Annotated in this window: 11 protein-coding genes; 1 reads left to right on the top strand and 10 read right to left on the bottom strand. The window is 32.6% G+C overall.

What is annotated here, in order from left to right; genetic code table 11:
* Positions 1-46: 46 nt before the first annotated feature.
* From CALHY_RS12025 to CALHY_RS12060, 7 genes are all read right to left on the bottom strand, one after another.
* Positions 47-1438 (bottom strand): alpha-amylase family glycosyl hydrolase, encoded by a 1392-nt coding sequence (locus CALHY_RS12025; protein ID WP_013404211.1) that lies wholly within the window; start codon positions 1436-1438, stop codon positions 47-49.
* A gap of 267 nt (positions 1439-1705) precedes the next feature.
* Positions 1706-2695 carry an ABC transporter ATP-binding protein gene (locus CALHY_RS12035; RefSeq protein WP_013404213.1) on the bottom strand — a complete coding sequence of 330 codons (990 nt, stop codon included), beginning with the start codon at positions 2693-2695 and terminating at the stop codon, positions 1706-1708.
* A 9-nt stretch (positions 2696-2704) separates the two neighbouring features.
* Positions 2705-3697, bottom strand: a complete 993-nt coding sequence (locus tag CALHY_RS12040; protein WP_013404214.1) for an ABC transporter ATP-binding protein — start codon at positions 3695-3697, stop codon at positions 2705-2707.
* A gap of 17 nt (positions 3698-3714) precedes the next feature.
* Positions 3715-4578: an ABC transporter permease gene (locus CALHY_RS12045; RefSeq protein ID WP_013404215.1), complete on the bottom strand. Its 864-nt coding sequence runs from the start codon at positions 4576-4578 to the stop codon at positions 3715-3717.
* A gap of 9 nt (positions 4579-4587) precedes the next feature.
* The gene (locus tag CALHY_RS12050; RefSeq protein ID WP_013404216.1) at positions 4588-5586 is read right to left on the bottom strand and encodes an ABC transporter permease; all 999 of its coding nucleotides are present in this window, start codon (positions 5584-5586) and stop codon (positions 4588-4590) included.
* 149 nt (positions 5587-5735) lie between these two features.
* On the bottom strand, positions 5736-7625 hold the full coding sequence (locus CALHY_RS12055) for an ABC transporter substrate-binding protein (protein WP_013404217.1): 1890 nt from the start codon (positions 7623-7625) through the stop codon (positions 5736-5738).
* A 64-nt stretch (positions 7626-7689) separates the two neighbouring features.
* Positions 7690-9594: a hypothetical protein gene (locus tag CALHY_RS12060; protein ID WP_013404218.1), complete on the bottom strand. Its 1905-nt coding sequence runs from the start codon at positions 9592-9594 to the stop codon at positions 7690-7692.
* A 259-nt stretch (positions 9595-9853) separates the two neighbouring features.
* On the opposite strand from CALHY_RS12060, the gene CALHY_RS12065 reads away from it, so the two are divergent.
* Complete coding sequence (locus CALHY_RS12065; RefSeq protein ID WP_013404219.1) at positions 9854-10876, top strand: LacI family DNA-binding transcriptional regulator; 1023 nt, start codon at positions 9854-9856, stop codon at positions 10874-10876.
* A gap of 77 nt (positions 10877-10953) precedes the next feature.
* Here the strand turns inward: CALHY_RS12065 and CALHY_RS13340 are convergent, their stop codons facing one another.
* The 3 genes from CALHY_RS13340 to CALHY_RS12080 all read right to left on the bottom strand — a co-directional run bounded on the left by CALHY_RS13340 (position 10954) and on the right by CALHY_RS12080 (position 15987).
* Positions 10954-13485 (bottom strand): discoidin domain-containing protein, encoded by a 2532-nt coding sequence (locus CALHY_RS13340; protein ID WP_013404220.1) that lies wholly within the window; start codon positions 13483-13485, stop codon positions 10954-10956.
* Between the two features lie 110 nt (positions 13486-13595).
* Positions 13596-13802 carry a response regulator transcription factor gene (locus CALHY_RS12075; protein ID WP_013404221.1) on the bottom strand — a complete coding sequence of 69 codons (207 nt, stop codon included), beginning with the start codon at positions 13800-13802 and terminating at the stop codon, positions 13596-13598.
* A gap of 40 nt (positions 13803-13842) precedes the next feature.
* Positions 13843-15987 carry a methyl-accepting chemotaxis protein gene (locus CALHY_RS12080; RefSeq protein ID WP_049772028.1) on the bottom strand — a complete coding sequence of 715 codons (2145 nt, stop codon included), beginning with the start codon at positions 15985-15987 and terminating at the stop codon, positions 13843-13845.
* Positions 15988-16018: the final 31 nt, after the last annotated feature.

Raw genomic sequence — 16018 nt, forward strand, 5'->3', positions numbered from 1 at the left:
ACTATATGAGCTGCATTTTTTCAAACTGAAGCCTTGTCTTGTTTTTCTATTTTTTAACTAAAATAATATACTCCCATGGTTCTAATTTAAATACTTCCTTTCCGTTAATAATTATTGTCTCATCCCTTCTTCCGAAAGTCCTGAATTTTCCTTTATACAAATCAAAATTTATTGCTACCTTGGTCATCTTGTTCTGCAGATTAAATATACTTATTACAATGTTGTCACCTTTCTCCCTCACAAAAGCTAAAACATTGCTATCGTTAGTAGTTATAAACTTTGCTTCTCCACCATAGCTCCCATTCCAAAGAGCTGGATTATCTTTCTTTAAGTTAATCAGCTGTTTATAAAAAGTATGAAGTTTTATATTACTCCAATCTATCTCATCTTTGTCAAAAAACTTTAACCTTTTTTCTAAGGGAATTTCTTGCCCACTATAAATTAAAGGTATACCAGGCAGGGTGAACGTCAACACCGCAAAAGTTTTATATGCATCTCCTAATCGTTCAATTTCTGTTCCATTCCAAGAATTTTCGTCATGGTTTGTTATAAAAAGAAGCGGAAACGTCCCTTTTGGATATGAAGGATATATTCTTTTGTAGTAATCTATTATACTTTCAGCTGTGTCATTGCCTTTAGCAATGTTATTAAAAAGATTATACAATTTCCACCCATAATTTGCATCAAATGCTTTATCAAGTAATCTAATATTTTGGTCATCTTCAGCAAGCATAAAAATTGGTTTAATTTTTTGCAATTTCTCTCGAGCTTCTTCCCAAAAATCTAACGGAACTCCCCCTGCATAATCGCATCTAAATCCATCTATATCCGTGTTTTTTATCCAAAAAATCATCGCATCTATCATAGCTTTTCTAAGTTCCAGGTTATCGTAATTTAGTTCAGCAACATCTGTCCAATTCGTCCCTGGAGGTGAAATAACGTTGCCATTCTCATCCTGCGCATACCAGCTTTTATGTTCCATCCAAACATTGTCCCATCCAGTATGATTTGCTACCCAATCTAAAATGACTTTAAATCCCATCGAGTGGGCTTTTTTCACAAACGCCTTAAAATCGTTCATTGTTCCTAATTCAGAATTTACTTCAGTATAATTTTTAACCGAATAATACGAACCCAAGGATCCTAAACGGTTTATCTCAGAAATCGGATGTATTGGCATAAGCCATAATACCTTTACACCCATTTCTTTAAGGCGGGATAAATGTTTTTCAAATGCCTTTATCGTTCCTTCCTTTGTATATTGTCTCCAATTAACCTCATAAATAGTTGCATCTTTTATCCACTCAATTTTTTCTAACCTTTTTTCAGCAATTGTTAGATACTCAGTATCTATTCTCTTTTCATATATAAAGTAACCAATACCTCCAACCAAAACGACAACTATCAAAACATAAATCACTACTATAACCTTCTTCATGAAATTTATTCACTCCTATTTTTTCTGATTAGAAATTTTAAATCTGTAGAGATATACACAAGCTAAAATTAATACTGCTACGCTGATAATAAGAGAAACAATTACAATGTAAAACTCTGCAGATTCTTTGGGGATATTAAGCAAAGAAAATAAACAAAGGATAATTAAAGTTATTGATATATTAAGAGCAATTTTGCATATCTTATAATTTATACTAGGCATAATTTACATCTCCTTATAAATCATATAAATTATTCATTATTTGTTTTAAGAATAAAGATGACATGCAACATATCTATTTCCCCGCTTTTTTAATTCAGGTTCATAGTCCGCACACTTTTCCATAGCATACGGGCATCGAGGATGAAATCTACAACCCTTTGGTGGTTTGGTTGGATCTGGTAAATCTATACTCTTCAATGCAAGCATTTTCTTTTCTCTTGCTAATTTCGGATTAGGCACAGGTACAGCTGAAATTAATGCTTGAAGATACGGATGTTTAGGATCTCCAATAGCTTCCTGAACATTACCCACTTCCACTATTTTACCTAAATACATAACTACAATTCTTCCGTTTTGAGCAATATAACGAGCAGTCGACAAATCATGTGTTATGTATATAAAAGAAACACCCATTTCTCTGTTTAATCTCGCCATTAAATTCAATATCGATACTCTTAAAGACACATCTACCATCGATACCGGCTCATCAGCAACAATAATTTTGGGGTTTAAAGAAATTGCTCTTGCTAACAATATTCGCTGGCGTTGTCCTCCTGATAACTGGTGGGGGTATTTCTCTAAATATTGCTCCGGTGCACTTAATTCTACCCTTTCTAATAACTCCATAACCTTATGCTTTGCTTCTGTTCGATTTTTTACAATGCCTTTTTCTATTAAAGGATCTGCCATTGACTGGAAAATTGTTCTTTTCGGATTCAACGCTGCAAAAGAATCCTGTTGAACCATCTGTATGCTCTCTCTATATTCGTTTCTTCGTTTTTTATCAAGCCTATTTAATTCAATTCCTTGATAATATAACTTGCCATTGTTAGGGTGTTGCAAGCCTGTTATGACTTTTCCCAATGTGGTTTTACCGCATCCACTTTCTCCAACTACTGCTATTATCTCTCCCTTGTTCACCTCAAGACTCACATCTACTAAAGCTCCTACAAGAGAAGGTGGTTTAAAAAGCCCTACTCTTTTTTCAAAGTATACACTTACATTTTCCAACTTCAACAATGGAGTGTTATTCATTTTTTCACCTCAATTCACTAAGTTTTGAGACAAATTTTCAGAATATAAGTGGCATTCTACAAACTCGTTTATTTCAAAGTTAGTTCTCGCTGGCCTTTCTTGCCTACATTTATCAAATGCTTTAAAACAGCGCGGATGAAAAGCACAACCTTTAGGTAAATCCATCAAATTTGGAGGAGTTCCCATAATTGATTTAACATCTTTCAAATCACCTACTAAGGATGGTGCAGCTTTTATCAAACTTTGTGTGTAAGGATGTTTTGGTCTCTCAAAAATATCAAAAACATTAGCACTCTCCACAATCCTTCCTGCATACATTACTCCCACTTGGTCTGCTACCTTTGCTACAATCCCTATGTCATGCGTCAACAATAACATTGTAATTCCTTTTTCTTTGTTTATGCTTTTTAGTATTTCGAAAATATAAGCTTGTGTTATAACATCTAACGCAGTAGTCGGTTCATCTAAAATAATTACTTCAGGATCAAGTAGTAGTGAAAAAGCTATAATCACCCTCTGTTTCATACCTCCTGACAATTCATGAGGAAAAGATTTCAAAACTCTATCAGGATTAAGCCTAACGTACTCAAGAAGTTCTTTTATCTTTTTTAAACTCTCTTTTGTATCAATATAACCTTTGTGCTCTTTTAAAGTTTCTAACATTTGTTCTTGAATTGTCATAACTGGGTTCAAAGAATTTTGAGCTGCTTGAAAGATCATTGCTACAGATTCCCATCTATACTTGCGCAGTTTTTCTTTATTGAATTGTAATATGTCTTCACCTTTAAAAAATATTTTCCCTGCACTAATTATTCCTGGATGGTTAACCAGGCCCAATAAAGCATACGCTAAGGTAGATTTTCCACTTCCACTCTCTCCTACCAAAGCAGTTATTTTTCCTTTTTCAATATTGAAATCTACATCGTTAACCGCTTTGATCACACCATTTCTCATTCTAAATTCAATTGTTAAGCCCCGAATTTCAATTATATTTTCGCCCATTTTATAATACCTCCGTTTTATGACCCTTTTTGTGATTTAATGCGAGGATTGAATGCCTCATCAAGTCCGTTTGCTAAGAAAATACATCCAAGTTGAAAAAGTGCTAAACATACAATTGGACTCAGCAAATATATATAAGCTCTTGGGTTGAAAATACCACCTGTATTTTGTACAGCCAAGCTAATCATCATACCCCAATTTGTAGGTGAATACGGAGCAAGCCCTAACATCATCAAACCTACACTTGCATTTACAGCACTCTGTATTATGAAGATAAAATTGACAGCTATATAAGAAATAATATTTGGCATTATTTCTTTAAAAATAATATGCATTGTACTTAAATTCATAATTCGGCAAGCAACAATAAACTCACTATGCTTTAAGGAAAGAATCTGCGAACGAATTGCTCGCGCAAGCCCACCCCATGAAAAAAGACTCAAAATAAGAGAAAATACAAGTGGATTACTAACTTTTATAAGGGTGGATATCACAATCAAAATCGGAAATTGTGGAATTGTAAGAAAGAGATTAGTTATAAACATTATTATTGAATCTACCCATTTACCTATAAGACCTGATAATGCACCTATAAAAAAGCCTATTAATATAGTAAAAGTAGCTGTTAAAATTCCTACGCTTAAAACTTCTTGTGAACCATATACAAGCTGAACAAAGGTGTCTCGACCAGCAAAATCAGTACCCAAAATATGTTTCCATGAAGGCATTTGATACCTTTCTGAAAATCTTATAGTCAAGTCCAGTTTTAAAACTCGCGGTCCTATCGTTGCCATTAAAATAAAAAACATCAAAATAACAAAACCTGTCATAGCTTTTCTATTAACTTTTATTTCTTCCCATAATTCTTTTACATATCTCATTTTTATTTCTCACTCCTCTATGCTAACTCTCGGATCAAGTTTACTGTATATTAAGTCAGCAATTAAATTAGCGATAATTACTGCTGTGGCAGTGACTAATAATAAACCTTGCATCAAGGTGTAGTCCCTTTGGGAGCTTGCCTGAGCTATATAATATCCCATTCCCGGATATGAAAATATATTTTCAATAAGAGCAGAACCACTAATCATAAAACCAAAATTCATTGCTAATGAAGTTATTAAAGGTAATAATGCATTTCTTCTTACATAATTTTTCATTATTGTCCTATCTGATAAACCTCGAGCATATGCAGCATTTACATAGTCTTCACCTAAAACGCTTATAGCACTCCCTTTCATCGCAAGTGCCCATCCACCTATAGAAGTTATAACATAAGTAAGAATTGGTAAAAACGCGTGTTTGAGTACACTCCAAAGAAATGGTAAATTAAACCCTGGTGTCACATCAATATCATAAGCCCCATTATAAGGAAACCAATTGAGATTATATGCAAATATTACAAGTAATAATATGGCAATAATAAAGCCTGGAACTGCACTTGTGATAGTCGCATATATAGAAACTATCGGTTCTAAAATAGAGTTCCTTTTCCATGCCATTCTTGTACCTAATTGAATACCTATCAAAAAGCTAATAAGCAAGGAAATACTTAGCACAAATACTGTCCAGGGTAATGCTTTTGCTACAATTTCATTTACCGTTACAGTTTGATAAATCATTGATGTTCCTAAATTCCCATGTAACAATTCATTTACGTATCTAATTAACTGTTTATGCAACGGCTCTCGTGGATCATAATTTACCATTTTAGCTACTCTTTCATAAGCTGCTTCCAATGTAATTCCATTAGTTTGTGCTAACTGTCTCGCTAAGCCATCAATTGCACTTCCAGGAGTTAGTCTTAACAAGAAAAATGTCAATAAGACTGCACATAAAACTGTTGTAAACGACATAAGAACTTTTTTAAAAACAGCCTTAATTTTCATCACCACTTTCCCTCTTTCTTAAACTAAATTCAATAAATCTGCAAAGAAGGGTCGAGGCTCTCTTTTAGCAAGTCTTAATAAATCTGTCTTCTAAGTAAGAGAGCCTCGCCCTCTTTTAATTTTTACTTTGACTTAAAATTCTCAATTCTTTATTTCGGCTGATATTCTCCATTAACTAATGACATGTACCCTCCAAAACCAAGATTCAGTATAGCTATTCTTCGTTTGTCTTCTTTGTTAGTTGGCAGAGGCATATTTCTATTATATTTCGCAAACTGATCTGCCATTGGTAATTTTCCACCAAAAGTCTTGGTATTAATCCAAACCCCTGTCGTATTCTGATACAATGCGATATTGAACGCATTCTCATTAATAGCATATACTAAATCATTGACCATCTTCATTCTCTTTTTCAGATCATAAGTGTATGGATATTCATCAAGTATCTTAGCAACATCTATCTCTTTACCATCAGGTCCTTTTAATTTTAAAGTAAGTTTCCCTGTCTTTGGATCTCTTGGCAGTCCATTAATAGTAGCTATCCATCCAAACGTCTGACTAAGATAGAAATAAGGATCTGAAGAATACCATGTAATATCTACCCAGTCAGTACCTATATCATAAGCTCCTTCTTGTACCTTTTGCCAATAAGTGCTTCCTTCAACTATTTTAACTTTAGTTGGTAAACCGAACGCTGTTAACTGTTCTGCAACAGCTTGAGAATAATTGATAACAGCTTCCCATCCTGCTGCTACGCCAATGTAAAACTCATATTTCTTTCCATTTGGATCTACCCAAATACCATCTGCCCCTTTTCTCCATCCAATTTCTCTTAACAATTGCTCTGCCTTTTTAGGATTGTAAGAATAATCTGTCATTTTTTTCTGAGTATCAACTGAAACCCACTTATTTAACTCTGACTGAGCTATTCCTAAAGAAGAATACTTTTTATACTCCGTCGCATAATAATTTGCAAATTCTCTTATCTTTGTTCTATCAAGTGCATAAACTAATGCCTGTCTGAATTTTACATTATTAAAAGGATACTTTCTGACATTCAAAAGCAAACCCGCACAAGCTGGATCAAACATCTTGTAATGTACTAAATCTTTATTAGCCCTTAAGATCGACTCTAAAACATCTTTCGGTTGGGTATAGTTGAAGTTTTCTAATTTCCCTGCTCTCAACATAGCATATTGTGATGATAAGTCATTTACTTGATAGAATACAACCTTTTCAAATGTAACATTTTTAGCATCCCAATAATCTTTATTTTTTACAAGAACTAATTGAGTATCAGACACTGCATAGAACTTAAACGGACCAGTACCAATAGGTTTTTTAGGATTATACTTCAAAAATTGTTGCCAATTATTGTCCAGCTGTTTCCTTATACTATCAGTAATTTCATATCCAAAAGGTCCTCGTTTTGCAGGATCATTTGTTTTCTTAGCGCTGCTGAGAATTTTGGCAGCATTATCAACATATTTTTTGTAAATGTGATAAGGAATTGTGCCTTGCCTATCTTGAGCAAGGAATATTATTCTAAGTTCGGGGAAAGGAGCTGGTTCATGCCAATTAAATACTACTGTATAATCGTCAGGCGTTTCAATACTATCTAATCTTCTTGCAACTTCAACTCCATTGTTTAAGATATAATAAGCCCACACATCCTTACTTGTAAACTTTTGCCCGTCATGCCATTTTACATTTTTTCTCAAGTGCACTATTGTTTTGTTGCCTTTATGCTCATATGATTGGGCTAATCTATTAAATATTTGGTCAGTAGACCTTACAATAAGGAATAATCCTTCAAACATAAACCTTTCACCATAGTAACCTACACCGCCCGACGCAAAAACGTTACCCTGATACAAAGGTGGTTTTGGCCAATTATCAAGTGCCCTGAAAACTTTCTCGGTATTGTTGAGTTTTGTCGCTGCATTTCCAAAATCAAATGCCAAAAAACTGGTAGCAATAAAACTGAGCACAAGAAACACTACAAAAGCTTTTTTGAAATACGACTTGAAACTACCCATAGAAAAACCTCCTTTTAGTTAATTATAGATTTATTTTTGATAAAATTTGATAGCTATTCAGCTATCAAATTTTATCGCCCGATAATTGCTTAGCAGAAAATTCTTTGTAATAAGGATATGCCAAAGCAGAGACCATTTCGGCACATGCCCACGTTAGCGGATTTATATAACATACATGTTCATACTTAGCATCTACAGCCTCAGGCATAAGTCCAAAATTATTTGTATGCTTTACAAGCCATTCTATTTTTTTGATATATTCAGGAATATCACCTACAAAATAATTAAATTGGGCACATGCGGCGGTATTAAAAATCCATGCACCATGATGATAACTTTGCTGGGAATATCCTATTCCATCTCCGTGAAATGAAGCGTTTTTTAGCAAGTAGCTGTTATTATGCAACATCTTCTCATTATAATAACCGTACAAAGGCGAAAAATATTGAGGAGTATCATACCTTTTCACAACACAATTGGTGGTAAGTGAAAAACCATAGTAATAATACTTATAATTCTTGTCCCACATAGTTTCGATACCTTCAGAAATATCTTCAATAAGAGAATCTATCTTACTTTTGAGATTAACATCGGTTGGATCTATAACCTTTAACAGTCTTCTTGCATTTATTAATCCACCTAAAATGAACATATTTGTTGAAGTAATATACGCTTGCCCGTATACTCCTTCATTTACGCCCCCTTCAGGACCAATTAAATTGTTATATCCTTTGTAAGATTCACAACAATGAATAATTTCTTCTAATTTGTCTTTCTTTATAAGTAATTCTCCTGTTAAATCAAAATAATATTTAATCAAACTCAAATAATATCCAATTGAGTCCAATTGATGCTCCACATAGTTGTTTGCTCCCTCTGAGGGTTTACAATAACAGTCATAACGTTGATAAAACTCCCCATTTTTCTTAAATTCTAAATTGCTCAAAAAGTTAAATATCTTTTTTGCTTCTTCAAAGAGCTCAGAATAAAGAAAAGCTTTAGCTACCATCAACGCATCTCTTGGATAAAAGCATGGACCCAAATGTGTAAAGTAATGTCCTGTAATATCGGCTGGAATAAAACCATTTAAATTAACACTTTTTATAGCTAATAAATTACGGTAATAAATCTTTTTCCATTTCTCATTGGCATATTTGTTATAGTCTATTACTTTTGAAGTTTGATCTATGAAACTGCTATAAATCACATTTCCATATTCTTGGAGATTAATATTTCTAATTCTTTGAAGAAATTTTAATCCTTCTTCAATTTTTTTACACGGAACAATAAACCATCTAAATAATATCTCCTCATCTGGCGGTATGTTGCATTGACTCCCAATTGCAGCCGAAATGCCAAATTCACTTTTTAGATGATCTTTTTGATTATATTCTTTTTGTAATATTTTTTGAAAACCCGCAAAATCAAAGTTTATATGTTCAACTGCCAATACATGAAAATCACTTTTTCTATCAAGTCCGATAATTACATATTTTTCTTTTACTCCGCTATCCCAAATCAAACAATCGTAGTCCTTATTGTATTCCAATAAACCTTTTTTTGCATTGTTAAAAACAATATAGGCAAAAATATCTATACAGATATCTTTGGAATTATTATTTCTTATTAATTCTTCAATTACTATACCATTATCAAGAGCATAGCAAAAACTTTTCCTTTCAATGCCTTTGTATTCTTTATATTTTGAATAAACCTTATATAAATCTTCCCACCCTTCCTCAACTATTTCAATTTCCTTTGGCGCGTGATGCAAATCATATGTAATATTTGAATATAACAACTCTTCTTCGTTTCTTATCAGGGTTATACCTTTTTTTATTAAATCATACGTATAATCATTGTAAAAAAGATGCTGAATACCTCTGCTAAAACCTTCTGAAAAACTTTCTGAGTTGGAATATAGCGCCGTAAAATTATCAAAACCTACTGTCGTTACACCTTTATACAACTGGTTACCTCCTCATTTGTGAAATTAGCACTAATTTGAGCACCACAATCAATTTGATTAATCGCTTAACCTAACTAATTATTATTATATACCAACTTTATCAAAAGTCAAGTATTTTCATAAAATTTTTAAAACTATTTGATAAGTACATATGTTGATAGATAAGCCACTAAATAATATAATAGATATTGGACAAATTTTGTTGGTTGGTTGGTTGGTTAAGTGATTAAATACTTAAAGGCATTTTGAGAGGTGGAAAATGAAAAAGAAAATAACAATCAAAGATATTGCTGAGTTAGCAGGGGTTTCTACCGCCACTGTATCTTATGTAATAAATAATGTAGGCCGAATAAACGAAGAAACGAGAAAAAGAATTTTAAAAATTATTGAGGAGGTAGGTTATACACCCAATGTTACTGCACGTAATTTAGCCAAACAAAAAAATAATGTAATTGGAATTTTGGTATCAGTCTTTAAAGATGAAAAAGCTACTGTTTTGACAGACAATCCTTTTTTTATTGAATTTTTAGCAAGTGCTCATTATAAAGCTGTGGAACATGGCTACAGCATTTTAATAACAGACTACAGTGATAAAAATAACATCAAAAAACTAATAAACTCAAAAGCAGTTTCAGGATTAATTTGTTTAGGTAAATTTGACAACAAACTATTTCAAACTTTGAAAGAAGCTTATGTTCCTATCGTATTAATAGACCATGATTATGTTTATGATAACTTCTATTATATCTATAGCGATGATAAAAAAGGAGCATATTTAGCTACAGAATATTTAATAAAGAGAAACCATCAGAAAATTGGCTTAATTTGTGGTGAAATTAAATCGAGTGTTATTCACCAGTGGCGATATGAAGGTTTTTGCAAGGCGTTAAATGACTATGAATTGGAAATTAACAAAGATTACATTTTCGAAACTAATCTGAATTATCGAAGTGGAATAAGCTTAGCAGAAAAAATATTGCCGTTGATAGGTAAAGTAACAGCATTTTTTGTTATTTCAGATATTGTAACAATGGGACTAATTAAAGGATTATCTAAGTATAATGTTAGGGTCCCAGATGACCTTTCTATTGTCAGTTATGACAATCTTCAATCATCTAAATATTTCATACCTGAACTTACAACAGTAAATCAAAACATTAAATTAAAGGCTGAAATGTCTATTGATTTAATTGTAAACCATTATCACAATTCAAATGCCTCATCAAACATCTTTGTTCTGCCTGTAGATATTGTCGAAGGTAACTCTGTAAAAATAATTTAGTAATAACACAAAAAAGCTGCCGGCGTGAATCGGCAGCTTTTATTTATTGTTATTTTAATAAACATAGTATTGCTTAGTTACCATCCAATATTACCACTACCTTTGTTGAGCGTAAAGTTGCTTCCCGCAGAATTGAGAAGACCGCCATATGTAGCACCAAAAATAACCACAGAATTAAATGTTGCACTTCCTCGTGCATTACTTGCTATTTCTATGCCATAGGTTCCAGCCCCATTAATGTAAACGTTGTTAAACGATAAATTAGAACCAACAGAATACGGCCCTTCAATAAATATCCCTTGGTAAGGAGTGTCATATATTTCTATACTTTGAATCCCTATAGTTGCATTGATATCTTGCTGAGCTGCATTTATCCATATAGCTCCCCGGGCATAATTAAGATTCCATTCATAAGAACTTCCTCTTTCAATAGTGTTGTATCTTACAGTGGTCGTTCCGCTAAATGCAACACAACTATAATTTGAACTTACTAAGATACCTCCACCAAAAGCTATAATGTCTTTTACAATGTTATATTCAACAACATTGTTTGCACCACCATATATTGCAATACCATTTGCAAGCCACGGACATTCTATTGTATTGTATTTAACAGTATTATTTTGTGAAGGATTGTTACTTATCCATGTTGCTGACCATATTGCAATTGCATCGTCACCTGTATTCCTAATATGACATTGTTGAACAGTCGAATTTTTAGTACCTCCACACAAATTTATTCCATCAGCTAAAGTATTTCTAATCCTGCATCCTAATATTTGAATTCCATCAGTAGGATAGTTTACCCATATTCCGCACTTTACGTGTTCAATCCATATATTTTGAATAATTGATCCAGTCCCCGCATTTCCATCAAACGCTGTTTCAGGTGCACTGTCAATACGTTGTGTTGTGTTACCATAAATAGCAAAATCATAAAATCTACAATTATTGCCATTTAAAGCAAAAGCAGCACCAGAGCCACGCAAGACAGAATACCACATTCCTGCACCTTTTATTGTCACATTATCTACAGTTATTGGTCCCCCACTTAGATCAAAGACACCACTTGGTATCCACACTATTTTACCTTGAGCTTTTGCATCATTAATACAATTTATAATTGCTTGTTTATCATCAGTGCCATCATTAGGAGTAGCACCATAAGCAGTTATCGAGAGTGAATTAGAGGGCTGACTTATAGGCGCTGGAACATTTTCAAATTCAACAAAATCTATTATAAAATATGCTGCATTATCACCAGAATCTTTTTGTAATTTAATCTTTGTACCTGTAGAATAGGTGGTAGAGAACATTAATCGTACCTCATCAAAGAAATGATGCGCTTTGCCATCTGCTGGATTATTTGTCCAAGGATACTCTCCATATACCCACGCATATTTGGAAGTTAATTGAATATCTTGATAGTGAACATTATTTACATAAATACTTAAAGTTGCATTTAACCCTTGTCCATCTACGCTATCCGGAATGCAATATCGAATGACCATTGCATTAGCCGGCTCTGTAAGTGTAAACTCAATATATTGACCAGTATTGTCTAATTTTACTGCTCTTCTCCCAGATGCCTCTGATTGAATGTCTGTCCTATAAAGCACACTATACTGCATTATTGAAGCATTTGTTGAAGCATATTCAGCTTCGTGCTTAATAAAAGGCAAATTAGCTCCTCTGTCTTTTGGTTTAACTGTAATATAATCGATATTTATATTTCCACTATCAGTTGATTCATACTTTATTGTAATCGCATTGCTGCCCGCATTTAGCAACACAAATTCTGAAACATCAGCCCATGTATCCCAATTTGATAAATTTGGAAGTCTAAGTTGCTTTATTTTTCTGCCATTGACATAAAGAGAGACTGTTTTAATACTTCCAGTTGCATTAGCATACCTTATTGTCAATGTGTACTCTGTTTTCGTAAGAACCATAACATTAAATGTAGTTGTAGCACCCACAATCCAATAACCATCAACAAATCCCGTCCCCGAATAACCTGTATGGTCAAAATTCACTTTTGCTCCACCAGATAATATCGCATTCTCCGCTTCGTACTTTCCAGTAGATGAGGAAACATCATAATATACCTCAATTTCAGCAATTTGACCACCATTAGCTCCATTATTAGAATATATTTTTAGCCTCACGTATCTGTAACTTTTATTGCTAAAAGTAATTGTAACTACATTCCCTGTATTAGGATCAAAATAGTATGATGCCCTTGCTACTATAGTCGAATATGAAGAATTGTCGTTACTACCTAATATTTCTATATCTTGTGTTCTACCAGTGCTCCATGAAGGATTTAGTTTAAGAACTATTCTGTTAAATGTTTGTTGAGTTCCTAAATCGACAGTTAAAAGATTAGGATATGTGTTGCTCGAGGCTTCCCAATAAGTCTGGATATTGCCGTCATTAGCGTTTTGAGGTACAAATCCTTGAACATAACTATTTGCTGTTATACTTTTGTTTTTTGCTAAATTTACTGAATCATCTGCTTTTACTTTTGGAACGTACAAACCAAGCAATAAAAATGCAATCATAACAAATGAAGTAATAACTGATAAAAGTTTTTTTAAGTTGACCATCAAACAAAACCTCCTCTTTTTTATATGAGTACTTTACTTTATATTTTAGTGTTTGTATAGAAGAATAAAATCCTGCTTTAGACTTAAGACTTTAGTCTTATAAGTTTTTGTTAACTTTTTGAATTTAAATTTTTATAATACCAAGCAATTATTTTATAGCGGCTATCTACCTCAAGCTTCAACATAATGTTTTTAACATAAGTTTTTACAGTTTTTTCACTTATGTTTAAAATTACAGCTATTTCTTTGTTGGTCATACCCTCCGCTATTAATTTTACAATTTCTCTTTCCCTATATGATAATTTATTTTTATTCATTTTTCAACTTTCCCCACATATTTTATAAATGTAAATTTTTTCAAAACTTAAATACTTTAGTAGATTCCTGTAGTTCTCCTGTAACAGCATTCAACTTCTCAGTCATACGATATAATTCTTCTACAGATGCTACCTGCTCTTCTATTGCAGCATAAATTTCTTCGGAAGAAGCAGCAGTTTGTTCAGAAATTAAGGAAATATTCTTGATAGACTCGATAATTATATTTTTTTCATTATTTATAGTTATTACAGACTCATTAACTTTTTCAATATCCAATAATAATTTATCCATTTCGTTTTTTATATTTAAAAAAGCTTTTGAGACATGTTCAACCACATTGTATTGTTCCTTTACTATTTCTTCAAAGACACCTTTCACTTGTTGGGTTTTTTTAGATTGTTCGATTATCTTTTTAAGCATTGTTTCTGCCTCACGAGTTGCAGTTTTAGACTGATCAGCAAGCTTTCTAATTTCAGACGCAACAACAGCAAATCCACGACCCATATCGCCAGCTTTTGCAGCCTCTATCGAAGCATTCAATGCTAATAATTTTGTTTGTTCTGTTATAGAATTTAAAACCTTTATAACCTTTTCAATTGAGTGGATATTAGCAATCAAACTCTCTAAATTTATCATCATGTCATTGCTTGCCCGCACAGTATTTTGAGTAACACCATTGAGAGAAGAAAAAGCACTTTCACCTTTTTCGGTTATTGAATTTATAAAACAGCTATAATCTTTCATTTTATTAATTGAGTGAGCAATTATTTCAATCTTTTCACCAAATCTATTTACTATTGTATAAATATTTGAAATCTCCTTTGCTTGTTCATTAGCACCATCTGTGATGTGTTCAACTACTTTAGAGATTTCTGTAGCAGCAGAAGATGTTTCAGCAGACACAGCCTTTATCGCTGAGACACTTTCCACTACTCTCTCGATTACTTTGACAACATCTATTATCAATTTCTTTAGTTTTTCAATCATTTCATTAAAACTATCTACTAATATACCTATTTCATCGTTCCTCTTTATACTAACTTTTACACTAAGATCACCTTTTTGTGTTAAAGAAAAAGTCTTAGCTACTTTCTTTATATCATTTGCAATTCTTAAAGCAAATAAACTTCCAACACCAATAGCAGCAATTGTAAAAATAATTGTTGCTATTATAACCATCATTAATAATACGCGGGTTGAATTAGTTATAGAACTTAGTGCCACAATACCAACTATATACCAGCCACTATTATACAGTTTATTAAATGTAATCAAAAATTCTCTCTCTTCGTAACTGGTTGTTAACGAGCCAGATTTCACTCCCTTTTGTCCTAATTCTAAAATTCTCTTTACAAAATTAGTCTCTTTATTCGGAATGCTTTTAAATTGGTCTGACCATTTAGAAGGTACAATCATATCTCCTTCTGGTGAAATTGCCAGCATATATCCTCCATTTTGAGCCAAATGAGAATTTTGTAAAGCTTCCTTAAACCAATCTAAACTAACATCAAGCAAGATAACACCAATTGTCCTTAAAGTCAGTGTATCTTTCAATGCAATAGCAACTGAAAAAGCATAAGGAGGTATTTCATTTACCCCGCTTTTATTGATTTTCTCGTCAAAATCTTTAAAATGATCTTTTAAAATTATTGGTTCATCTGACTGTATCACTGCTTGATACCAAGTCGATGACTTGAGATTTTCAAAATTTACCTCTTCTAATGACATAATTGGATATGTAAGAGAATTATCTTTTCCTACCAAAATATAACCACTTGAAAACATTGGATTGGCTATCATAATATTTTGAAAGAGTTTGTTGGCTTCTTCTTTCAACTTGTAAATATCCACTTTCCCTTGCATATCCTGTCGAGCTTGAGAGTAATAATTTTGAATAGCTTCACTTTGCATTATTTCAGCAATTTTATTCTTTGCAGTACTAAAAATATTCTCAAAATAATCTGAGGAGGCTTGAGTGGTTATTAAATATGACCTTTTAGTTTCTTTTATTAAAGAATTTACAGATAGCGAAATAGACAAGGTAGAAACTAAAATAACAGGTATAAAAACAACCAAAAAAACAAGCAGTGTCAATTTATTGGTTATACTCATTTTTCTCATTACTCTAAAAAATACATTTTCTTTTCCATCCATGATTGCATTTTTCACCTCTTTGTCGCACAAAATCTTATATTTTCCCCTGCACTATCAGTAA

Source organism: Caldicellulosiruptor hydrothermalis 108 (assembly GCF_000166355.1).
GTDB lineage: Bacteria > Bacillota > Thermoanaerobacteria > Caldicellulosiruptorales > Caldicellulosiruptoraceae > Caldicellulosiruptor > Caldicellulosiruptor hydrothermalis.

Coding starts and splice junctions, on each gene's coding strand:
- CALHY_RS12025 (WP_013404211.1), bottom strand. CDS start 1,438: ATGAAGAAGGTTATAGTAGTGATTTATGTTTTGATAGTTGTCGTTTTG.
- CALHY_RS12035 (WP_013404213.1), bottom strand. CDS start 2,695: ATGAATAACACTCCATTGTTGAAGTTGGAAAATGTAAGTGTATACTTT.
- CALHY_RS12040 (WP_013404214.1), bottom strand. CDS start 3,697: ATGGGCGAAAATATAATTGAAATTCGGGGCTTAACAATTGAATTTAGA.
- CALHY_RS12045 (WP_013404215.1), bottom strand. CDS start 4,578: ATGAGATATGTAAAAGAATTATGGGAAGAAATAAAAGTTAATAGAAAA.
- CALHY_RS12050 (WP_013404216.1), bottom strand. CDS start 5,586: ATGAAAATTAAGGCTGTTTTTAAAAAAGTTCTTATGTCGTTTACAACA.
- CALHY_RS12055 (WP_013404217.1), bottom strand. CDS start 7,625: ATGGGTAGTTTCAAGTCGTATTTCAAAAAAGCTTTTGTAGTGTTTCTT.
- CALHY_RS12065 (WP_013404219.1), top strand. CDS start 9,854: ATGAAAAAGAAAATAACAATCAAAGATATTGCTGAGTTAGCAGGGGTT.
- CALHY_RS13340 (WP_013404220.1), bottom strand. CDS start 13,485: ATGGTCAACTTAAAAAAACTTTTATCAGTTATTACTTCATTTGTTATG.
- CALHY_RS12075 (WP_013404221.1), bottom strand. CDS start 13,802: ATGAATAAAAATAAATTATCATATAGGGAAAGAGAAATTGTAAAATTA.